Annotated in this window: 18 protein-coding genes and 1 pseudogene; 14 read left to right on the plus strand and 5 right to left on the minus strand. The window is 73.0% G+C overall.

The features are described 5' to 3' along the window. From ACIA8N_RS14785 to ACIA8N_RS14795, 3 genes are all read right to left on the minus strand, one after another. Complete coding sequence (locus tag ACIA8N_RS14785) at positions 1-1,284, minus strand: cellulase family glycosylhydrolase (protein WP_365782783.1); 1,284 nt, start codon at positions 1,282-1,284, stop codon at positions 1-3. Between the two features lie 498 nt (positions 1,285-1,782). Beyond that, the gene (locus ACIA8N_RS14790) at positions 1,783-2,307 is read right to left on the minus strand and encodes a hypothetical protein (protein ID WP_365782785.1); all 525 of its coding nucleotides are present in this window, start codon (positions 2,305-2,307) and stop codon (positions 1,783-1,785) included. 6 nt (positions 2,308-2,313) lie between these two features. After that, on the minus strand, positions 2,314-2,907 hold the full coding sequence (locus ACIA8N_RS14795; RefSeq protein WP_365782787.1) for an SDR family NAD(P)-dependent oxidoreductase: 594 nt from the start codon (positions 2,905-2,907) through the stop codon (positions 2,314-2,316). A 350-nt stretch (positions 2,908-3,257) separates the two neighbouring features. Here ACIA8N_RS14795 and ACIA8N_RS14800 point away from each other — a divergent pair. The 5 genes and pseudogenes from ACIA8N_RS14800 to ACIA8N_RS14820 form a co-directional block, all read left to right on the plus strand. Next, positions 3,258-3,779, plus strand: a pseudogene (locus ACIA8N_RS14800) (AI-2E family transporter); the annotation flags it as partial. Between the two features lie 147 nt (positions 3,780-3,926). Beyond that, on the plus strand, positions 3,927-5,573 hold the full coding sequence (locus ACIA8N_RS14805) for a glycosyl hydrolase family 8 (RefSeq protein WP_365782789.1): 1,647 nt from the start codon (positions 3,927-3,929) through the stop codon (positions 5,571-5,573). Positions 5,574-5,678: 105 nt separating this feature from the next. Continuing rightward, on the plus strand, positions 5,679-7,493 hold the full coding sequence (locus ACIA8N_RS14810; RefSeq protein ID WP_365782791.1) for a tetratricopeptide repeat protein: 1,815 nt from the start codon (positions 5,679-5,681) through the stop codon (positions 7,491-7,493). A gap of 41 nt (positions 7,494-7,534) precedes the next feature. Further along, positions 7,535-7,939 carry a hypothetical protein gene (locus ACIA8N_RS14815; protein ID WP_365782793.1) on the plus strand — a complete coding sequence of 135 codons (405 nt, stop codon included), beginning with the start codon at positions 7,535-7,537 and terminating at the stop codon, positions 7,937-7,939. A 96-nt stretch (positions 7,940-8,035) separates the two neighbouring features. Beyond that, complete coding sequence (locus ACIA8N_RS14820) at positions 8,036-8,518, plus strand: SAM-dependent methyltransferase (RefSeq protein WP_365782794.1); 483 nt, start codon at positions 8,036-8,038, stop codon at positions 8,516-8,518. 50 nt (positions 8,519-8,568) lie between these two features. Here the strand turns inward: ACIA8N_RS14820 and ACIA8N_RS14825 are convergent, their stop codons facing one another. Together ACIA8N_RS14825 and ACIA8N_RS14830 are read right to left on the minus strand one after the other, a co-directional pair. Further along, positions 8,569-9,903: a carboxyl transferase domain-containing protein gene (locus tag ACIA8N_RS14825; RefSeq protein WP_365782796.1), complete on the minus strand. Its 1,335-nt coding sequence runs from the start codon at positions 9,901-9,903 to the stop codon at positions 8,569-8,571. Positions 9,904-9,986: 83 nt separating this feature from the next. Beyond that, the gene (locus ACIA8N_RS14830) at positions 9,987-10,445 is read right to left on the minus strand and encodes a cyclic nucleotide-binding domain-containing protein (protein ID WP_365782798.1); all 459 of its coding nucleotides are present in this window, start codon (positions 10,443-10,445) and stop codon (positions 9,987-9,989) included. A 230-nt stretch (positions 10,446-10,675) separates the two neighbouring features. On the opposite strand from ACIA8N_RS14830, the gene ACIA8N_RS14835 reads away from it, so the two are divergent. The 9 genes from ACIA8N_RS14835 (at position 10,676) to ACIA8N_RS14875 (ending at position 20,459) form a co-directional block, all read left to right on the plus strand. Next, entirely contained in the window at positions 10,676-11,431 is a 756-nt protein-coding gene (locus tag ACIA8N_RS14835; RefSeq protein WP_365782800.1) for an amino acid ABC transporter ATP-binding protein, read from the plus strand. Between the two features lie 75 nt (positions 11,432-11,506). Beyond that, entirely contained in the window at positions 11,507-12,355 is an 849-nt protein-coding gene (locus ACIA8N_RS14840) for a glutamate ABC transporter substrate-binding protein (protein ID WP_365782802.1), read from the plus strand. 10 nt (positions 12,356-12,365) lie between these two features. Continuing rightward, positions 12,366-13,031 (plus strand): amino acid ABC transporter permease, encoded by a 666-nt coding sequence (locus ACIA8N_RS14845; RefSeq protein ID WP_359215091.1) that lies wholly within the window; start codon positions 12,366-12,368, stop codon positions 13,029-13,031. Beyond that, positions 13,028-13,951, plus strand: a complete 924-nt coding sequence (locus ACIA8N_RS14850; protein WP_365782804.1) for an amino acid ABC transporter permease — start codon at positions 13,028-13,030, stop codon at positions 13,949-13,951. The genes ACIA8N_RS14845 and ACIA8N_RS14850 overlap by 4 nt, the downstream gene beginning before the upstream one ends. A gap of 77 nt (positions 13,952-14,028) precedes the next feature. Beyond that, complete coding sequence (locus ACIA8N_RS14855) at positions 14,029-15,618, plus strand: molybdopterin-dependent oxidoreductase (protein WP_365782806.1); 1,590 nt, start codon at positions 14,029-14,031, stop codon at positions 15,616-15,618. A 33-nt stretch (positions 15,619-15,651) separates the two neighbouring features. Beyond that, positions 15,652-17,802, plus strand: coding sequence for a regulator (locus ACIA8N_RS14860; protein WP_365782808.1), 2,151 nt, complete (start codon positions 15,652-15,654; stop codon positions 17,800-17,802). Positions 17,803-17,859: 57 nt separating this feature from the next. Beyond that, on the plus strand, positions 17,860-19,002 hold the full coding sequence (locus tag ACIA8N_RS14865; protein ID WP_365782810.1) for a sulfite oxidase: 1,143 nt from the start codon (positions 17,860-17,862) through the stop codon (positions 19,000-19,002). Positions 19,003-19,136: 134 nt separating this feature from the next. Further along, complete coding sequence (nadE, locus tag ACIA8N_RS14870; RefSeq protein ID WP_365782812.1) at positions 19,137-19,967, plus strand: ammonia-dependent NAD(+) synthetase; 831 nt, start codon at positions 19,137-19,139, stop codon at positions 19,965-19,967. 105 nt (positions 19,968-20,072) lie between these two features. After that, positions 20,073-20,459 (plus strand): VOC family protein, encoded by a 387-nt coding sequence (locus ACIA8N_RS14875; RefSeq protein WP_365782814.1) that lies wholly within the window; start codon positions 20,073-20,075, stop codon positions 20,457-20,459. The last annotated feature ends 11 nt before the right edge of the window (positions 20,460-20,470 follow it).

Here is a 20,470-nt window from a genome sequence, read left to right on the forward strand (position 1 = left end):
TCAGCGGTCCGCCGCGCTGCCTCGGACGACGCAGGAGCGGTTGTTCTCCCAGCCCCAGCCGTCGCCGTCGGGGTCGGAGGCGCCGCCGCCTGCGCAGTACGGGTACCCGTTGGGCGCCGTGCCGCCGCCGGTTCCGGTGTCCGCCGCGCTGCCGCGGACGACGCAGGAGCGGTTGTTCTCCCAGCCCCAGCCGTCGCCGTCCGGGTCCGAGGCGCCGCCGGCGACGCAGTACGGGTAGCCATTGGGCGCCGTGCCGCCCGTACCGCCGCCGGTGCCGCCGTAGACCGTGGCGGGCTTCGAGGTGGCCGCGATGCCGTTCGCGCCGTGGACGAGGCGGTTGCCCCACGTGGTCAGGGCGTCGGCGTCGAAGCCGTCGACCATGTCGAGGTACTCGACACCGCTTCCGTTGCCGCTCCAGGACCAGCCCAGGTAGCCGACCTTGAGGGACTGCGCGGTCGCCATGATGGCGTTCTCGTCGGGGTTGCCGTCGCTGTGCCGGTCGCCGAACTCGCCGACGACGATGGGGAGGCCGCTGTTCACGAAGTGGCCGAGGTAGCTCTGCACCTCGGCGGCGGTGTCGTACACGCCGTACATGTGGATGGAGAAGACGGTGTTGCGGTCGGGGTCGGCGGCGAAGACGGAAGCGGCGTTGTCCCGCATGGTGTGGGACCAGTCCTGGCCCCAGTTGGGAGCGTCCACCATCAGCGCGTGGCCGAAGCCCGCGCCACGGAGCCTGCCGATGGCGTTCTTGGTGGCATCCGTCCAGGCGGCGTAATTGCTGTTCCCGAAGGGCTCGTTGCCGATGTTGACGACGACGTGGTCCTCCTGGCCCTGCAGCGCGCTCTTCACGCCGATCCAGTAGTCGACGGCCTTGTCGAGCGATGCGGCGGCGCCGTCCTCGCCGTAGCCGGTGGTGTCGTGCACCTCCAGGACGCAGATGACCTTGCTCGCCTTGCACTGGGCGATCAGCGAGGACACCTCGGACGCGCTCGTCCTCGTCCAGCGGTCGCCGCTGGAGAGGACCACGCGCACCGTGTTGGCGCCCGTGGCGGCGATGTCGGCGATCGCGCCGGTCTGTTCCGGGTACCAGGTGTGCGCGTGGTTGACTCCACGCATCACGAACTCGTTCCCATTGGCCTCGTACACACGGCCCTGGGCGACGTGGATGCCCGTGGCCGCGGCTTCGGCCTCACCGGCGGGGCCGAGGACGGGCAGCAGCAGGCCGGCCAGGCCGGCCAGTGCTGCTCCGGCGGCGGTCAGCCAGGTGCTTCGTGGCTTGTTCATGCCTCTCCTCAAAGGGGGCGTTTCCATGGGGTGCCGGCCGCTGGCCGGTGGTTCATGGCGGGGATCGTGGGGATGAAGGACTTCTATGGCAACGTTGTCATCGGGGCTGCGTGGACCCGGGAGCCGAGGGGTGGGGTCGTCGTCCGCGCATGTCGCCCCAGGCGGGGCGGAAAGCTTTGCCGTTGTACGGCGGGAAGACCTCGCGAGCCGTATGACGAGGGCCGGAGGTCTCCACTATGAGGCACTCGCCGTTCCACCCCTGTCAATACTCCGGTCCACGGACATCCCCTTTCGGGGCCGTATGAATGGCCCCGAGAAGGTAAACCCCAACTGAACCGAGGGAATTCGGCGGAGACGGTTGCCCTTCCTTCCTCTCCACCCCTACGGTCGCTCTTCGACCCGCCGTGAGCGGGCACTCTTTCGATATGCGCCGACCCTGCGCGCGGCAGCGGGAATTGACCCATCGCCATGAGAGGAGGAAATACGGCGCGGCGCTCGTCAGGACGCCAGGGGCTCTCCTGCCGTTCCGGAGAGGGGCTGCGCGGGTCCCGGCGCCATCGGCGATGCGGCCCATTGTTTGTGCGCGGCCGGCTGATGGACGACGCTGAGGCGGCGGTGCACCACCTGCAGCTCCCGTCCGTCACCGTCGGTGAAACGGCCGGTGAGTTCGTAGACCCCGCGGTACGCCCGTCCCACCGGGAGGCGTTCCGGGGGGAGCCGGACCTCGTACGGGCCGCCGGTCCGGAAGCCGCCGAGGACCGTACGTGTGGTCGCGAGCACCGTGCCCTCGCGGACGCGGCTGTCCTCGAAGGCCACCCCGGCGATCTCCCGGCCGAGACGGAAGGTGAGACCGATGCTCAGGACCGCTCCCTCCGGGAGTTCGGGCGTGGCCGGGATATCAGGCGCACCCGGCGTATCCCGCGTGCCAGGTGTGTCCGGGGTGTCCGGGTCTCGCAAGGGCACGACGCGTCGGTCCGGCTCCTCCGTGTACAGCGAGATGTCGAGCAGCTCGAAGTCCTTCACGACGGGTCACCGTCCTTCGGCACGGGGCCGGCGCGCCGCGCCGGGCCGGCCCAGGAGGACGCGTGCCACGAACGCCGACGTCCCCACGGCCGCTCCGACGGCGGCCGGGTGGCGGGCGAGCGCGGTGTACGGCGAGTGCGCGGCGGCCTCGTCGTCGAACGTTCCGTGGGCGCGGTGGTCCCGGCCGCCGGCACCGTCGAGGGGAGACCAGAGGTTGTGCGGTGCGGCGGCCGAGGCCACGTCGGTCTGCTGGGCGTCGTGGCCCGTACGGGCGAGGTACCGGTCGAGGAGTCCGGGGGCGGCCCGGTGCGCCAGGACGGCCGCCGCGGTGGCGGCCCCGACCCGGTACTCCCTGCGTCGCGGGTGGCGCGCGGCCTCAAGGCCGACCCGGCCCCGGGCGAGCAGTGCCACCTGGGCACCGTTCGCTCCGAAGGCACGGGCGGTGGCCCGCCCCAGCCCGGCGCTCGCACCCGTGACGACCACGGTGCGGCCCTCGAAGGGCTTCGCGTGGCGCGGCTGCGCCTGGCGCCGGACGGTTCGCATCACGATGAGTCCCTCCAGGAACGGGACCACCTCGGGCGACCGGATGGACCGGGTCATGGCCACGCTCCCTCGCCTCGGCTCCGCCGTATGCCTGCCGCCGCACTGCCTGCCACCGCGCTTCGTCGCCGTGCGAATGCCCAGGCGACCCCGGAACATGCCCCGGCGGTACGGCCCCGTGGCCGCGAAGAGGAACGGCCCCGGCGGCCGCCAAGGGGTGGAAGCCCTCGCGGCCGGGTCGCGAAGGGGTGGAACCCTCGCGGCCGGGTAGTCGCAGGCCACCGGGGCCGGGCGAGAGGAGACGGCCATGCAGCTCCTGACCATGGGAGTCGAAGAGGAGTTCGTCCTCGTCGACCGGGGCAGCCGAGCCCCCGTGGACCGGCCCCCCCCGGTCATCGCCTCGGCCGCTCTTCATCCACTCGGGGGACCGGCAGTGGGCGTGGTTCCAGGAACAGCTGCCCCGCGCCGTCCGTGAACGGGTGGGCGTCGGCGGGCGCGCCGCCTGGCGTACGTTCACCGGCTACACGCACGGGATCGTGATGGTGGCGGCGGTCAACGCGGTGCTCGTCGGGGTCGCGCTGTGGCTCCTCGGTGTCCCGCTCGCGGTGCCGCTGGCCCTGCTGGAGTTCCTGGCCGCCTTCGTCCCGCTGATCGGTTCGCCGATCGCCCTCGCGGTCGCCGCCGTGGTGGCGCTGGCGTCGCAGGGACCGCTGGTGGCGGCGCTCGTGATCGCCCTGATCGTGGTGATCGGCCAGATCGAGGGGCACCTCCTGCACCCGCTCGTCATGAGCTGGGCCGTACGGCTGCACCCGCTCGTCGTGGCGATCTCGGTCATCGCCGGCTCGATCGCCGCAGGCATCGTGGGCGCGGTGGTGGCGGTGCCGATGGTCTCGGTGATCTGGTCGGTCCGCACGGCTCTGCGGGAGGCATGACGGATCGTCACGCACGGCGCCGGCACTGCCTGGCCGTGGCCCGGATCTCGTACGGGGTCTTGCGCGGGACTGCCGGTCTCTCTACTCTCCCGGCCAATGGTTAGGAATATTTCCTAACGATTGGCCATGGAGGGAAAGGGAGTTGTCATGCGTCGACGAAGCGCCTCGCTTCTCGGGCTCGCGGGTCTGCTGGCGTTGCCCCTGACGGTGATGCCACAGGCACAGGCGGCCGACGGCCTGGTCTCCACCGGGAAGGCGGCGACCGCCTCGTCCGTCGAGACCTCGGCCTTCGGGCCCGGCCTCGCCGTGGACGGAAACACGGCCAGCCGCTGGGCCAGCCTCGAAGGGGTCGATCCCCAGTGGATACGGATCGACCTCGGGGCCAACCACACGATCTCCCGCGTCAAACTCGACTGGGAGACCGCGTACGGCAAGACGTACCGGATCCAGACCTCGGCCGACGGTTCCACCTGGACCGACGTCTACTCCACCACCGCGGGCGACGGGGCGACCGACGACCTGACGGTCTCCGGCAGCGGCCGCTACGTGCGGATGTACGGCACCGGCCGCGGCACGCCGTACGGCTACTCCCTCTGGGAGTTCCAGGTGTACGGCGCCCCCACCGGAGGCGGCGGAGGCGGCGGAACGGCCGTCCCCTTCGGCAGCCACCTCAAGCCCTACGCCGCCGGCATCCTGAAGCCCACCGGCTCCCAGGCCGCCATCGACCAGAAGGTCGTCGACTACTACAACAAGTGGAAGACCGCCTTCGTCCGGCAGAACTGCGGCAACGGCTGGTACCAGATCATCTCGCCCGACGCCGACCACCCCTACGTCGCCGAGGCGCAGGGCTACGGCATGGTCGTCACCGCGACCATGGCGGGCGCCGACCCCGACGCGAAGCGGATCTTCGACGGCCTGGTCAAGTGGAAGATCGACCACCCGTCCTCCATCAACCCCGACCTGCTCGCCGCCGAACAGGACACCGCCTGCCGGAGCGTCAACGGCGGCGACGGAGCCACCGACGGCGACATGGACGTGGCCTACGGCCTGCTCCTCGCCGACAAGCAGTGGGGCAGCACCGGCACCTACAACTACAAGGACCTCGCGCTCAAGCACATCGCCGCCATCAAGAAGGACGAGCTCAACCCCACGACCAAGCTCCTGAAGCTGGGCGACTGGAGCAGCTCCGGCGACCAGTACTACTACATCTCCCGCACCTCGGACTGGATGGTCGACCACTTCCGCGCCTTCCGCAGGGCTTCGGGGGACACGACCTGGGACGCGGTGCGCACCGCGCACCAGACCCAGATCTCCCGGCTCCAGTCGACCTACGCCCCGGGCACCGGACTCCTCCCCGACTTCGTCGTCGACACCAACACCACCCCCAAGCCCGCTCCGGGCCAGGTTCTGGAGGACCCCAACGACGGCGCCTACTGGTGGAACGCCTGCCGCACCCCGTGGCGGATCGCCGACGACGCGGTGACCAGCGGCGACGCCACCTCGCTCGCGGCGGCGCGGAAGCTCAACAGCTGGATCAAGACGAAGACCGGCGGTGACCCGAACAAGATCGCCATCGGCTACAAGCTCAACGGCACCCAGATCGCCTCGGGCAGCGAGGCGGCCTTCTTCGCCCCGTTCGCGGTGGCCGCGATGACCGACCCGGGCAGCCAGGCCTGGCTCGACGCGCTCTGGAACAAGATGCTGGCCACCCCCGTCGACACCAGCAGCTACTTCTCCGCGAGCATCCAGCTCCAGGTCATGATCACGGCCTCGGGCAACCACTGGGTCCCGTAGCAGGCCAGTGCCCGAGGCCGGTGGCCCCGTCGCCGTCGCTTTCATCAGGAATTCATCGGTACACGGAATTCTTGTCCTCCGGTCCGTACGAACGGGGGGAGCGCCATGTCGTCGAGGGGGACGCCGGAGGACGGCACGCAACTGGGCGGGGCCGAGCGGGACGTCGCACGCCTCCGGCGCGCGGCCGCCGCCGACCCCGCCCGCCACCTTCCCGAACTCGGCTACGCCCTGCTGCGGTTCGGGTCGCTGCTCGCCGCCGACACGGACCGGAACGAGGAGTCGGTCCGTGTCTTCGGCGAGGCGGCCGGGCTGTACAGGCGGCTGGCGGAGACCGAACCGGGCCCCCATCTCGCAGGTCTGGCCGTCGCGTTGCAGCGACAGGCCCTCGGCCTTGGCCTGCTGGGGCGGCGGGAGGAGGCGCGCGCGGCGGCGCGGGAGGCGGTCGGCCTCTGGCGCGGCCTCGCGGAGCAGGGCGTGGAGGGCAGCCGCGGCGAACTCGCCGGCGCGCTGATCAACCTCGGGAACCAGCTCGCCGAGACGGGCCGCCATCACGAGGCCCTCGACCGCGTCACCGAGGCCGTCGAGATCCGCCGCTCCCTCGTCGACCCGGTCGAGGGGACGGGCCGCGGAGAACTCGCCTCCGCCCTCGGTGACCTCGGCGTCAAACTGGGCGAGATGGGCCGCCAGGACGAGGCCCTCGACGTACTGCGGGCGGCGGTCACCACGTACCGCGACATGGCGGCCGGGGGCCGCCGTACGCCGGGGAGCGCGGCGAACGGGGCGGGCGGGGTCCGGAAGTCAGGTACGCCCGAGGGGCCCGGGGACCGGTCCGTCGGCAACCTGCTGGAGCACGCCGCCGTCGCCTTCGCGGCGGCCCGTGCCCTCACCGGCCTCGGACGCACCGCCGAGGCGGACCCGTACTTCGCCGAGGCGGCGGAGCTCCGCGCCGAGGCGGGCGCGCGCGAGCCGGCGGCCGTCGCCCGCCTCGACGCCCTCCTCGCCGATCACGGCTACCGGCCCACCGAGGACGGCCGGATCCGACGCGACGACGTGAGCCACGAAGGCGGGACCCATCATGACCGCGACCGGCTCCACCGGTTCTCCGGCCGGATCGACCGGCTGAACACCCAGGCGCTCGCCCTCGCGGACGCCGGGCGTCCGGATTTCGCCCTCGCCCCCCTGGACGAGGCCCTCACCCTGAGCCGCGAAGCCGCCGCCGGCCGAACGGCGCCCGCTCTCGTCGCCCTGGCCCGTACGCTCCACAACCTCGGTCTCGTACGGGCATGGGCGGGCCGGCGCGCGGAGGCGCTCGAAGCCGCCGACGAGGCCGTGCACCTCTACCGGCGGCTGCTCGGCACCATGCCCGAGACCGTACGCCCGCTGCTCGCCGACGCCGCCGACAGCCTGGGCAGCCGGCTCGCCATACTCGGACGCCACCGCGACGCCGTCGCACCGGCCTCCGAGGCGGTGGCGCTCCACCGGCAACTCGCCGCAGCCGACCCGGCCGCGTACCGGGGGGAACTCGCCCGGGTCCTGAACAACCTCAGCATCCGGCTCTGCGACAGCGACCGCCACGCCGAGGCGCTCGCCGCCACCCAGCAGTCGCTGGAGATCCACCGGAGCCTGTACCGCGACGACCCGGGTCCGCACCTTCCCGGCCTCGTCCACGCGCTGTCCAACCTCGCCCTGCGGCTCGCCCGTGTCGAACGCCACGACGAGGTGGCCCGCCCCACGGCCGAGGCGGTCCGCCACCTCCGGGAGCTCGGACGCCTGCACCCGCGCAACGACGTCGCCGCGCTCGTCGAGTCCCTGGACTGGCTCGCCTGGTACCTGCGGAAACACGGCCACGCCAAGGTCGCCCGCGACACGGCGCGAGCGGCGGCGGACCTGCGCCGCCGTGCGCCGAAGCCGGGGCGGTGACGCGGGGAACCGGGCGTCGGCGGCGCGCGTCACTTCCGGGCATGAGCGAGAACGCCACCCCTTCCCACGACCCGGACGACGACGTCGGCGCCGCCACCGACAGTGGCAGCGGCGGAGGTCTGCTGGAGAGCGCCGTCGGCTGTGGGCTCGCCGTCCTCGGAGTCGCCGTCGCGGGGGCCTACGCGCTGCCCCGGGCGGCGTTCAGCATCGACGGCGGATTCGAGGCGCACGCCAGGGACTGGAGCGTCATCCTCGTCGACGTACCGCTGATCCTCCTCGCCGGTCTGCTCGTTCCGCCCATGACCTGGGCGGCGGCGTCGCGGCGGCTGCCCACCTGGGCGGCACTGCTCGTCTGCGTCGCCGTCGCCGCTGCGGCCTACTGGGGCATCGAGGCCGTGTGGCATCCGCGGCAGCATCCCGATCCGGGGTATCAGGGCCCGCTCTGACGGAAGTTCGGGGGCCTGTAGCGTTCCCGGCCGGAGCCCCTTCGGGGGAACGGGCGATCAGAGGGCGGATGTCCCTCTGGAGAGGACGAGGAACACATGGCACAGGAGCACACCCCGCCGACGGTCGTCTCGCATCCGGTGGGTCATGTGATCGGCGGGCGCGACGAGGTACGGGACGACGAGTGGGGCGACGTCGAGTCGGTCATCCGGCTGGACGCCGCGTCCTTCGGCCCCGAGGCCCTTGCCGGCCTCGACGCCTTCTCGCACCTCGAGGTGGTCTACCACTTCGACCGGGTACGGCCCGACGCGGTCCAGACCGGCGCCCGTCACCCGCGGGGCAACGAGGAGTGGCCGCTGGTCGGCATCTTCGCCCAGCGCGGCAAGAACCGCCCCAACCGCATCGGCGTCTCCCGCTGCCGCCTGCTGCGCACGGACGGGCTCGACGTCCATGTGCGGGGTCTGGACGCGGTCGACGACACGCCGGTACTCGACATCAAGCCGTACATGGCCGAGTTCGGCCCCCAGGGCCCGACCACCCAGCCCGCCTGGGCGGACGAGATCATGCGCCGCTACTACTGAGCCGTGAGCCGTGAGCCGTCACCGGCTGTCGAAGGGCGTAGGCCGACGGCTCAGACCACGCCCCGCACGACCCCGAGGTCCAGGAGGTCCTGTGGGCGCAGGCGCAGCTGGTCGGCCGTCGTGCCCGACTCCTCCGGCGGGCGCTTGAGGATGGACGCGGCGGCCTCCGGGGCGATCACCGAGAAGTAACTGTCGCACGTGGCCCAGAGGTTGCCGGGCGCGGCGAGGGCGAGCGCGCCGCCCGAGCCGCCCTCTCCGACGAGGAGGGACGTGACGGGGACCCGCGCGGAGGCGACGGCGCCGAACAGGTCGGCGATCGAGGGGCCCGCGCCGGCGCGCTCCGCCGCCGGGTCGTTGGCCGCCCCCGGCGTGTCGATCAGGGTCAGGACGGGGATGGCGAGGCGGTCGGCGAGCCGTACGAGCCGGGCGGCCGTACGGAAGCCGGCCGGGAGGGTCGCGGTCCCGCACTGTGCGGCGTAGGCGACGGTACGGCCGTCGGGAAGCCGCCCGAAGCCGCACCGCATTCCCGGGTCGACGCCGCCGCAGCGGTCACCGGAGATCTCCTCGCGGACGGTGAAGAGCGCGTCGAGATACGCGGCGGCCCGGGGCCGCTCGGGGTGCCGGGCGCGTGCCACGGCCTCCCTGCCGCTCTCGGCGGGCGGCGTCCCGGGGGCGCCGAGCCCGCGCGGCGGCGGCACGGGGCCCTCGGCGGGCCGGGTGAGCAGGGAGAGCCAGCGCCCGAGGGTCTCGCGGAGCTCGGCGGGCGGCACGACCGCGTCGACGTGCCCGTGCGCGAGCTGGGCCTCCGCGGTGTACGCGGCGGGGTCGGCGTCCGGCGGGCGGACCCGGGAGCCGGCGAAGCCGACCTGGGCGCCGGGCAGGGCGAGGACCACGTCGGACCCGGCGCCGAGCGTGGCCCAGCCGCCGCCCGTCGTCGGATCGCGCAGGACGGCGAGCTGCGGCAGGCCGGCCGCCCGGGTGAGGGCCGACTCGCCGGCCAGCCGCTGGAGTTGGAGGAGGGCCCGCATGCCCTCGTGCATCCGGCTGCCGCCGGTGGCGGGCAGGACGACCACGGGCAGTCGGCGTGCGCGGGCCACCGCGTGCGCGGCGGCGGCCCGCGCCCCTGTCCGCTCCCCGAGGGACCCTCCGAGGAACCGGAACTCGAACGAGATCAGGACCACCGGGACCCCGCCCACCGCGCCGGTACCGCAGACCACGGACTCGGTCTCGCCGGTGCGTGCGGAGGCCCGCGCGTGGCTCTCGGAGTAACCGGGCCAGCCGATCGGTCCGTCGTCCTTCAACGGCCCCTCGGCGGTGGGAAGTTCGGTGAATTCGCCGCCGGTCACGAGGGCGATCGCCTCGCGTGCGGTCGTCGGATCGCTCATACGGGCCTCGCAGCTCGGCGGCGGGTCGGGGGAGGGGCGCTGATGATCCCCTACCGTACCGGCGGGAGCCGTGGTCCGGGGCGTCAGGCCAGGATCCCGCTCCCGTGCGGGGCGTACAGGTCGAGGAGTCTCACCCGGGTCACATGGAGGCGATGGGCCAGGATGGCGCCCACCCAGAACATGACCGAGGCGCCGAACTCCGCGTCGGAGCGGCACATCGAGCGCACGGCCGGGGCGTCGAACTCGTACGCCCGTACCGGCGTCATCGCCTCGGCCCCCGACTGGCACAGATAGGGCGGGAACATCCACGAGAGGCCGACCAGCTCGCCGTGGCGCAGGGTCTCGATCACGGGCGACCCGCGGCCCGGCACCTTGGCGTCGAGCGTCACCGCGCCCGTCTTCACGATCCAGAACCGGTCGGCGTGCTGCTGCTCCTCGAACAGCCGGTGACCGGATTCGAAGTGCACGTCCTCGGCGAAGGCCATCAGGCGCTCGCGGTGCTCCGGCGGCAACGTGCTGACCTTGGGTGCGGCACTGCTCATGGCGGACCCTCCTCGTGCACTCGGCTCCACCCCCAGTGTCCGCCAGCCGGCTCCCGTGCGCGTCTCCTCCCGGCAGGCCGCCCACGGCCGCCCGCCGTGCGCGACCTGGTCACCTCACGGTACGGACGCTCACCCTCCGCACACCCTCTCCGGCGTGCGTCGCGCGGGTGGAGGGCGGAGCATGAACGTGAGGAGGGAGCGGCTACGGGGGCGTGAGGCAGGAGGCTGCCATGCCCGTCCAGGAAGGCGGCGACGCGCTCGTCGTACTGCGCGGGGTCGACAAGCACTTCGGAACCCTGCACGTCCTCCAGTCCATCGACCTGACCGTCCACCGGGGCGAGGTCGTCGTCGTCATCGGGCCGTCCGGCGGTGGAAAGTCGACGCTCTGCCGCGCGATCAACCGCCTGGAGACCATCGACAAGGGTGAGATCGTCGTCGACGGGCGCCCCCTGCCCGCCGAGGGACGCGAACTCGCCGCGCTGCGGGCCGACGTCGGCATGGTCTTCCAGTCCTTCAACCTCTTCGCGCACAAGACGGTGCTCGGCAACGTCACGCTGGGCCAGATCAAGGTCCGCAAGAAGGACCGCAGGGCCGCCGAGCAGCGCGCCCGCGCGCTCCTCGACCGGGTCGGCGTCGCCTCGCAGGCGGACAAGTACCCGGCGCAGCTCTCCGGCGGCCAGCAGCAGCGGGTGGCCATCGCGCGCGCCCTCGCCATGGATCCGAAGGTGATGCTCTTCGACGAGCCGACCTCCGCGCTCGACCCCGAGATGATCAACGAGGTCCTGGAGGTGATGCAGCAACTCGCCAGGGACGGGATGACGATGGTCGTCGTCACCCACGAGATGGGCTTCGCCCGTTCCGCGGCCAACCGCGTCGTCTTCATGGCCGACGGCAGGGTCGTCGAGGAGACGACCCCTGACGAGTTCTTCAACAATCCCCGCAGCGACCGTGCCAAGGACTTCCTGTCCAAGATCCTCCACCACTGAGCCACCGGGCCACGGCCGCACATCGAGCCGCCGCCGGCACCCGACCAGCAGCCCCCAGGGGTGATCCTCATGATCATGAACCCGACCAGGACCGGCAGGGCCGCCGTGGCCGTCGCCGCGGCCGTCGTCCTCTCCGTCACCTCCGCAGGATTCGCGAACGGAGCGCCCGGCGCGGCACCGCGCGACCACGGCGGCGACGAGATCACCGTCGGCATCAAGTACGACCAGCCCGGCATCGGCCTCAAGACACCCGACGGCACCTACACCGGCTTCGACGTCGACGTGGCGACCTACGTCGCCAAGGAACTCGGCCACGACCCGTCCGACATCGTGTGGAAGGAGGCCAAGAGCGCGGACCGGGAGACGCTGCTGCAGCGCGGTGACGTGGACTTCATCGCGGCCTCGTACTCGATCAACGACGAGCGGGCGGAGAAGGTCGACTTCGCCGGTCCCTACCTCCTCGCCCACCAGGACGTGCTGATCCGCGCCGACGACGACTCCATCAAGCAGCCGTCCGACCTCAACAACAAGAAGCTCTGCTCGGTCACCGGCTCGACCTCCGCGCAGAACGTGAAGGACGACATCGCCCCCGACGCCCAGCTCCAGGAGTACGGCGGCTACTCCGAGTGCCTGACCGGACTCGAGAACGGTGTCATCGACGCCGTCACCACCGACGACTCGATCCTCGCCGGATACGCCTCGCAGAGCCAGTTCAAGGACAAGTTCAAGCTCGGCGGCTTCAAGATGAGCAACGAGAACTACGGCATCGGCGTCCAGAAGGGCAGCGAGCTCAAGGACAAGATCAACACCGCCCTGGAGAAGATGGTCGCCGACGGCTCCTGGGAGAAGGCCGTGGAGAAGAACTTCGGCCCCGCCGGCTACCAGAACGAACCCGCCCCGAAGATCGGCGTCGTCGTCGAGTGAGTGGGGCGTCGTGTTCGACTTCCTGCAGGGGTACGACCTGTTCGGAGCCTTCTGGGTGACGGTGCAGCTCACCGTCTACTCCGCGATCGGCTCCCTGATCTGGGGGACGCTGCTGGCCGCCATGCGCGTCAGCCCCGTCCCCCTCATGCGGGGCTTCGGCACCGTCTACGTCAACATCGTCCGCAACATCCCCCTCACCGTCATCATCGTCTTCACCTCCCTCGGCCTCTTCCAGACCCTCGGCGTCAGCCTCGGCGCCGACCGCTTCACCGTCATCAACTTCCGGCTCGCCGTGCTCGGCCTCACCGCCTACACCAGCGCCTTCGTCTGCGAGGCGGTGCGCTCCGGCATCAACACCGTCCCCCTCGGGCAGGTCGAGGCCGCCCGGGCCATCGGGCTCAGCTTTCCCCAGGTCCTGCGGATCATCGTGCTCCCGCAGGCCTTCCGCTCCGTCGTCGGCCCACTGGCCAACGTCCTCATCGCCCTCACCAAGAACACCACCGTGGCCGCCGCCATCGGCGTGGCCGAAGCGGCCCTGCTGATGCGCGAGATGATCGAGAACGAGGCCCAACTCATCCTCATCTCGGCGATCTTCGCCTTCGGGTTCATCTGTCTGACCCTGCCCACCGGGCTGTTCCTCGGCTGGGTGGCCAAGAAGGTGGCGGTGAAACGGTGAAGACCCGACCCACCGTCCTCTACGACGTCCCCGGACCGCGCGCCCGGCGGCGCAACCTCCTGTGGACCCTGCTGTTCCTGGTCGCGCTCGCCGTCGTCGTGTGGTGGGTCGTGGCGAGCCTCGCCGACCAGAACCAGCTCGAATGGGCCAAGTGGGAGCCCTTCTTCACCGACGCCCGCGTATGGGAGACGTACATCCTGCCCGCCCTGAAGAACACCGTGATCGCCGCCGCGCTGGCCATGGTGATCGCCCTTCCCCTCGGCGCACTCCTCGGTATCTCCCGCCTCTCCGAGCACCGCTTCGTGCGCGGCGCCGCCGGCACCGTCGTCGAGTTCTTCCGGGCCATCCCCGTCCTGATCCTCATGCTGTTCGCCAACGCCGCGTACTCCGAGTTCACCGACATCAGCCCGGACACCCGCCCGCTGTACGCCGTCGTCACCGGCCTCGTCCTCTACAACGCCTCCGTGCTCGCCGAGGTGGTCCGCGCCGGCATCCTCGCCCTCCCCAGCGGCCAGACCGACGCCGCGAAGGCCATCGGCATGCGCAAGGGCCAGACGATGACGTACGTCCTCCTGCCGCAGTCGGTCACCGCCATGCTGCCCGCCCTGGTCAGCCAGCTCGTCGTCATCGTCAAGGACACCGCGCTCGGCGGCGCGATGCTCGGCTTCTCCGAACTCCTCGCCTCCGTCCGCCCGATGAGCGCCAACTACGGGGCCAACACCATCGCCTGCTTCACCGTCGTCGCCGTGATCTTCGTCCTGCTCAACTTCGCCCTCACCACCTTCGCCTCCTGGCTCGAAGGCCGGCTGCGGCGCGGCAAGAAGTCCACGGGCGCGGTCGTCGGCGCCGGCGCCGTCGAGGAACTCGCGACCCCCGGTGAGCACCTGGACACCCCCGGCACCCCGCCCGACACCCGCTGAGGCGCCGACACCGCTGAAACTGCGCCGCCCGGGTGAAGCCACCCATCCGGAGGCCGGTGCGTGCCGAAGTACCCACCATGAACCCCACCAGGACCGCACCGGACGGGGGCCGCGAGCCCACCCGTACCGACCGTCTCCTCGCCGCGCTCGGCGGCCTCGTCGCCGCGTACGTCTCGCTCGCCGTCGCGGACCTCGTCGCCTCCCGCGTACGCCCCGAGGCCGGACCGGTCCTCGCCATCGGCGACGCCGTCGTCGACCGCACCCCGGCGGCCCTCAAGGACTGGGCGATCCGCACCTTCGGCGAGAGCGACAAGGCCGTCCTCCTCCTCGGCATCCTGTCCCTCCTCGCGCTCCTCGCCCTCGGCATCGGACTGCTCGCGCTCCGCCACCGGCTGCTCGGCGCCGCGGCCGTCGCCGTCTTCGGCGGCCTCGGGGCCCTCGCCGCCGTCTCCCGCCCCGACTCGGACTCCGCCCTGGACGCCGTGCCCTCGCTCGTCGGGGCCGCCGCCGGAGCACTCCTCCTGTACGTCCTGACCGGCGTCCTGCGCGCGCCCCGGCCCGGCGCCGCCCGTCAGGACCGGCGGCGTTTCCTGATCGTCGCCGCCTCCACCGGACTCGCCGCGACCGGCGCCGCCGCCCTCGGCCGGACGGTCGCCTCACCCGCGGAGGAGAACGCCGTCGCCTCCCGGGCGGCCGTACGACTGCCCCGCCCCGCGTCCCCCGCGCCGCCCGTCCCCGCCGGAGCACAGCTGGACGTCCCGGGGATCAGCCCCTTCGTCACCCCCAACCGCGACTTCTACCGCGTCGACACCGCCCTCGTCGTCCCCAAGGTCGACGCGGACCGCTGGCGGCTGCGCCTCCACGGCAGCGGCGTGCGCGAGGAGATCACCCTCACTCTGAGGGAACTCATGGCCCGCAGGACCGTGGAGCGGGACATCACCCTCGCCTGCGTCTCCAACGAGGTCGGCGGCCCCTATGTCGGCAACGCCCGCTGGCTCGGCGTCCCCCTCGCGGACCTGCTCCGCGAGGCCGGTGTCCGACCGCCCTCCGAAGGCGGCCCCGCCGACCAGCTCGTGGCCCGCTCCGTCGACGGCATGACGATCGGCACCCCCGTCGAGGACGTCATGGACGGCCGTGACGCGCTCCTCGCCTTCGGGATGAACGGCGAACCCCTGCCCTTCACCCACGGCTTCCCCGTCCGGATGATCGTCCCCGGACTCTACGGATACGTCTCCGCCTGCAAGTGGATCGAGTCCGTCGAACTCACCACCTTCGACGCCTACGACGCCTACTGGGTCCCGCGCGGCTGGGCCGCCGAGGCCCCCGTGAAGACCCAGTCCCGCATCGACACCCCCCGCCCCTTCGGCCGCCCCGCCGCCGGCACCGTCATGGTCGCCGGAGTCGCCTGGGCCCAGCACCGGGGCATCCGCCGCGTCGAGGTACGCGTCGACGACGGCCCCTGGCAGGACGCCCGGCTCGCCGCCGAGGACAGCCGCGACACCTGGCGGCAGTGGACGTACCCGTGGGCCGCCACGCCCGGCCGGCACACCCTCACCGTCCGCGCCACCGACGGCACCGGCACCACCCAGCCGGAACGGCGCACCGACACCATGCCCGACGGGGCGCAGGGATGGCACTCGGTGGTGGTCACGGTCGAAGGTGCGTAACGAACCGGTGCCGTACGCCCGTTCGCTCCGCTCATGAGGGAGACTGCTCTCGTGCGTGGACATCTGCCGGACGAGAACCCCGGTTTCGTGGGACGCCGCACGGAACTGGAGCGCGTCTCCGCCGCCTTGGCGGAGCACCGCCTCGTCACCGTGACCGGCGTCGGGGGAGTGGGGAAGACCCGGCTCGCGCTGCGCGCCGCGCACCGCGCCGCCGACCGGTACCCGGACGGCGCCTGGTGGACCGACCTCACCCCGCTCGACGGCGACCGGCTCCTCGTCGCCCTCGTCGCCGACTCCGTCGACCTCTCCGACCACACCCCCGGCATGGCCACCACCGGCCTCTGCCGCCGGCTCGCCGACGACCGGCTGCTCCTCGTCCTCGACTCCTGCGAGCACCTCGCCGACCCCTGCGCCCGGCTCGTCACCGAACTCCTCGCCGCCGCCCCCGGACTCACGGTCCTCGCCACGAGCCGGTCCCCCCTCGGCGTCGAAGGGGAGCGGGTGATCGCCCTCGACCCGCTGCCGCCCACCGGACGGGACGCCGTGGAACTGCTCCGCCGGGCCGCAGGCGAGGACCTCCCCGCCGCCGGACCCGCCGGCGAGATCTGCGTACGCCTGGAGGGCATCCCGCTCGCCCTGGAACTGGCCGCCGCCCAGATCCGCCTCCAGGGCGTGGAAGCCGTCAGGGACCAGCTCGGCACCCGCTTCGACGCCCCGCCGGAAGCCCGCTTCGACCTGCTCGCCCACCCCGAGCGGGTATGGCCGAGCCGCCACCAGACCCTGCGCGCCGCCATCGGCTGGAGCCACGAGCTGAGCGCCCCGCTCGAACGCCTCCTCTGGGCCCGCCTCTCCGTCTTCCGCGGCCCCTTCGACCTCGCGTCGGCCACCGCCGTGTGCATCGGCGGCCCGCTGAACCGGGCCACCCTGCCGGAGGCGCTCGCCGGGCTCGTCCGCGCCTCCGTCGTCCGCCCGCTGGACGGCGCGGGGAGGCACCGGATGCTCGACACGATCCGCGCGTACGGGGCGACCTGGCTGGAGCGGACCGGGGAGACCGGCACCGTCGCCGACCGGCACGCCGCCCACTTCCGGGGTCTCGCGCGCCGGGCGGAGACCGAATGGCACGGCGCCCGCCAACTGCGCTGGTACCGGACCGTCGACGCCCACCACACCGACCTGCGCACCGCCCTGGACCGACTCCTTCGCACCGACCCCGACGCGGCCCTCGACCTCGTCGGCTCCGTCGCCTTCGCCTGGTCGTGCCGGGGCCGCCTGCGCGAGGCCCGCGACGGCCTCGAACAGGCACTGTTCCTCAGCGGCGCCCGTGGCCGCCCCAGGGCCCGCGCCCTGTGGGCGCTGGGCGTCACCCTGGTGCTCCAGGGCGAGTTCGGCCCGGCCCAGGAGGTCAGCGAACGCTGCGCCCGCGAGGCCCGGCACGCGGAGCACACCGAGGGCACCGAGCACGAGGACCGGTACGCGGTACCCGCACAGCGCGAGCCGGGCGGCCCGCCCGGGACCCGTCCCGGCCCCGGTGACCTGACCCTCGACGCCGCCGCACTCGCCGGGCTCCTCGCCCTGACCACCGGCCGCCCCATGGCCGCGTACGTCGTCGTCGGCCACGTCCTCGACGCCGTCCACGGCGGCCCCGCCGGCTCGGCGGACTCCGCCGCCCGGCTCCGCTGCCACCTCGTCCGGGTCTTCGCCCTCACCGGCCTCGGACGGCTCGCCGAGGCCAGGGACCGGGCGCTCGCCCTGCGCGCCCGGTGCGAGGAGCTCGACGAGCACTGGATCCGCACCGCCCTGGAGTACCAGCTCGCCCTCACCGGCCTCCTGGAAGGCGACCCGGCCGCCGCCGCCGGCCACGCCCGCGCCATGCTCGAAGGGACCAGGGCCCTCGGCGCGAGCCTCGGCGTCGCCCTCGGCCTCGACGTCCTCGCCACCGCCCTCGCGGCGGCCGGTGACGGGGAACGCGCCGCCGACGTCTCCGGCACCGGGGAGGCGTACTGGCGCTCCACCGGCCAGCCCCGGCGCGGCCTGCCCGGCCTGCGGGCCCTGCACGAGAAGTACACGGACACCGTCCGCGCGACGATCGGCGAACCGGCGTACGAGGAGATCTTCGTCCGCGCCCTCACCGGCCTCCCCCAGGACGGCCTCGACCGCGCCCTGCGCGGCCCCCGGCAGCACTGAGGACCGGCCGCCGGACGCCGACGTGCCCGGCGCCGGCGCGCGGCGCACCATGAGGGCATGGACGGAACCCCGGGCGGTCTGAGCGGCATCAGCGCACCAGGACGGGTGGCGGCTCCGGACGAGGGCATCACCGTGGAGGAACTCGCCCTCGCCACCCGCAACCACGGACTGCCCCTGGAAGCGCTGCGGTACGACGTCACCCCGCCCGGCCTCCACTACGTACTGACGCACTACGACATCCCCGCGACCGACGCGGACGGCTGGCGGCTCACCGTCGGCGGCCGGGTGCGCCGGCCGCTCGACCTGGACCTGGACGCCCTGCGCGCCCGCCCCGCCACGACCCGTCGCGTCACCCTGGAGTGCGCGGGCAACGGCCGCGCCCGGCTCACGCCCCGCCCGGTCAGCCAGCCCTGGCTCGTCGAGGCCGTGGGGACCGCCGAGTGGACCGGTGTCCCCCTGGCGGCGCTGCTCGCCGAGGCCGGGATCGCCGACGACGCCGTCGAGGCGGTGTTCACGGGCGCCGACCACGGCGTGGAGCGGGGCGTCGAACAGGACTACCGGCGCAGCCTGCCCCTGTCGACGGCCGCCGACCCGGCCCGGGACGTCCTCGTCGCGTACGACATGAACGGCGCGCCCCTGCCCCCGCAGCACGGCAGCCCGCTCCGGCTCGTCGTCCCCGGCTGGTACGGCATGGCCCACGTGAAGTGGCTCCGCGACATCACGCTCACCGCCACCCCGTACACCGGCTTCCAGCAGAGCGTCGCCTACCGGCTGCGGCAGGCGGCGGAGGACCCGGGGGAGCCGGTGACCCTCATCTCGCCCCGGGCCCTCATGGTGCCGCCGGGATTCCCCGACTTCATGTCCCGGACCCGTGTCGTCAGGCCAGGACCCGTGCCGCTCGCCGGACGCGCCTGGTCGGGCCACGGGCCGGTCGCCCGGGTCGAGGTGAGCGACGACGACGGGACCACCTGGACGGAGGCCGAACTGGTCCCGGACCCCGACCACCCGTGGGCCTGGACCGCCTGGCGGACCGTCTGGGCGGCGACACCCGGGCCGCACCGCCTCACCGTGCGGGCCACCGACGCGGCGGGCAACGCCCAGCCGCTGGTCGCGGAGGAGACGTGGAACCGCGGAGGCTTCGCCGGCAACCTCGTCCAGAGCGTCGAGGTCCTCTGCACCACGGACGCGTCCGCCGCCTGAGGCCGGGACGGAGGGGGCAGGGCGACGGCCCGGTGCCCCGGTGCGTAAAGTCGACCTTCGTACCCCTTGTCGGCGCGCTGTTCAGGTGCCACCGTGCCCGGCCGCCGCCGACCGACCCTGACGAGGAGACCTCCGTGACCGACCCGGCGTCCACCGCCCTCCAGCAGCAGATCGCCCGGGACCTCGAGGTGGCCGAGTTCTTCGACCCCCGGGCCGAGATCGAGCGCCGCGTGGCCTTCCTCACCGAGCGCCTCACCTCCACGGGGCTGCGCTCCCTCGTCCTCGGCATCAGCGGCGGCGTCGACTCCACCACCGCCGGCCGGCTCTGCCAGCTCGCCGTGGAACGGGCCAGGGCCGCCGGGCACGACGCCGTCTTCTACGCGATGCGCCTGCCGTACGGCGTCCAGGCGGACGAGAGCGACGCGCAGACGGCCCTCGGCTTCATCCGCGCCGACCAGGTCCTCACGGTGGACGTCAAGGCCGCGAGCGACGCCGCCCTGGCCGCCTGCCTGGCCGGTGGCGTGACCTTCCGCGACGCCCACCACCAGGACTTCGTGCAGGGCAACATCAAGGCCCGCCAGCGGATGATCGCCCAGTACGCCGTCGCCGGCGCCCACGACGGGCTCGTCGTCGGCACCGACCACGCCGCCGAGGCCGTCTCCGGCTTCTTCACCAAGTTCGGCGACGGCGCCGCCGACGTCGTCCCGCTCACCGGCCTCACCAAGCGGCGCGTCCGCGCGGTCGCCGCCGAGCTGGGCGCCCCGGCCGAGCTGGTGTGGAAGACCCCCACCGCCGACCTGGAGACGCTCGACCCGGGCAAGCCCGACGAGGACGCGCTCGGTGTCACGTACGACGACATCGACGACTTCCTGGAGGGGAAGCCGGTCGCGGAGGCCGCCTTCGCCTCGATCGTCCGCCGATACCGGCTCACCGAGCACAAGCGACAGCTGCCGATCGCGCCCTGAGCCCCCGGGAGCGCGCGGGCGGCGGGCTCCCGGGCGGCGGGCTGCGGACGGGCGGCGGATCCTGGAAGGGGTGCCTCGCGACAGGCCCCCGGAAGGGAGCACGTCATGTTCGGCGAAACCCCGGCGTTCAGCGGCTTCTCGGTCGACGACCTCGACGCCGCCCAGCGCTTCTACGGCGAGACCCTCGGCCTGAAGGCGGAGCTGGAGGGCGAGGGCGAGATGCGGATGCTCTCCCTCACCCTGGCGGGAGGGGCGCGGATCTTCGTCTACCCCAAGGACGATCACGCCCCCGCCACCTTCACGATCCTCAACTTCGAGGTCGACGACATCGACCGGGCGGTCGACGAGCTGACGGGGCGCGGCGTGACCCTGGAGCGGTACGCGGAGTTCGAGGCCGACGACAAGGGCGTCGTGCGGGTCGAGGGCGGACCGGCCATCGCCTGGTTCACGGACCCGGCCGGCAACGTCCTCTCGGTCCTCCAGGAGAGCTGACCCGCCGCCCG

The organism is Streptomyces sp. NPDC051822, from assembly GCF_044452745.1.
GTDB lineage: Bacteria > Actinomycetota > Actinomycetes > Streptomycetales > Streptomycetaceae > Streptomyces.

Coding starts and splice junctions, on each gene's coding strand:
- ACIA8N_RS14785 (WP_365782783.1), bottom strand. CDS start 1,284: ATGAACAAGCCACGAAGCACCTGGCTGACCGCCGCCGGAGCAGCACTG.
- ACIA8N_RS14795 (WP_365782787.1), bottom strand. CDS start 2,907: ATGACCCGGTCCATCCGGTCGCCCGAGGTGGTCCCGTTCCTGGAGGGA.
- ACIA8N_RS14805 (WP_365782789.1), top strand. CDS start 3,927: ATGCGTCGACGAAGCGCCTCGCTTCTCGGGCTCGCGGGTCTGCTGGCG.
- ACIA8N_RS14810 (WP_365782791.1), top strand. CDS start 5,679: ATGTCGTCGAGGGGGACGCCGGAGGACGGCACGCAACTGGGCGGGGCC.
- ACIA8N_RS14815 (WP_365782793.1), top strand. CDS start 7,535: ATGAGCGAGAACGCCACCCCTTCCCACGACCCGGACGACGACGTCGGC.
- ACIA8N_RS14820 (WP_365782794.1), top strand. CDS start 8,036: ATGGCACAGGAGCACACCCCGCCGACGGTCGTCTCGCATCCGGTGGGT.
- ACIA8N_RS14825 (WP_365782796.1), bottom strand. CDS start 9,903: ATGAGCGATCCGACGACCGCACGCGAGGCGATCGCCCTCGTGACCGGC.
- ACIA8N_RS14830 (WP_365782798.1), bottom strand. CDS start 10,445: ATGAGCAGTGCCGCACCCAAGGTCAGCACGTTGCCGCCGGAGCACCGC.
- ACIA8N_RS14835 (WP_365782800.1), top strand. CDS start 10,676: ATGCCCGTCCAGGAAGGCGGCGACGCGCTCGTCGTACTGCGCGGGGTC.
- ACIA8N_RS14840 (WP_365782802.1), top strand. CDS start 11,507: ATGAACCCGACCAGGACCGGCAGGGCCGCCGTGGCCGTCGCCGCGGCC.
- ACIA8N_RS14855 (WP_365782806.1), top strand. CDS start 14,029: ATGAACCCCACCAGGACCGCACCGGACGGGGGCCGCGAGCCCACCCGT.
- ACIA8N_RS14860 (WP_365782808.1), top strand. CDS start 15,652: ATGAGGGAGACTGCTCTCGTGCGTGGACATCTGCCGGACGAGAACCCC.
- ACIA8N_RS14865 (WP_365782810.1), top strand. CDS start 17,860: ATGGACGGAACCCCGGGCGGTCTGAGCGGCATCAGCGCACCAGGACGG.
- ACIA8N_RS14875 (WP_365782814.1), top strand. CDS start 20,073: ATGTTCGGCGAAACCCCGGCGTTCAGCGGCTTCTCGGTCGACGACCTC.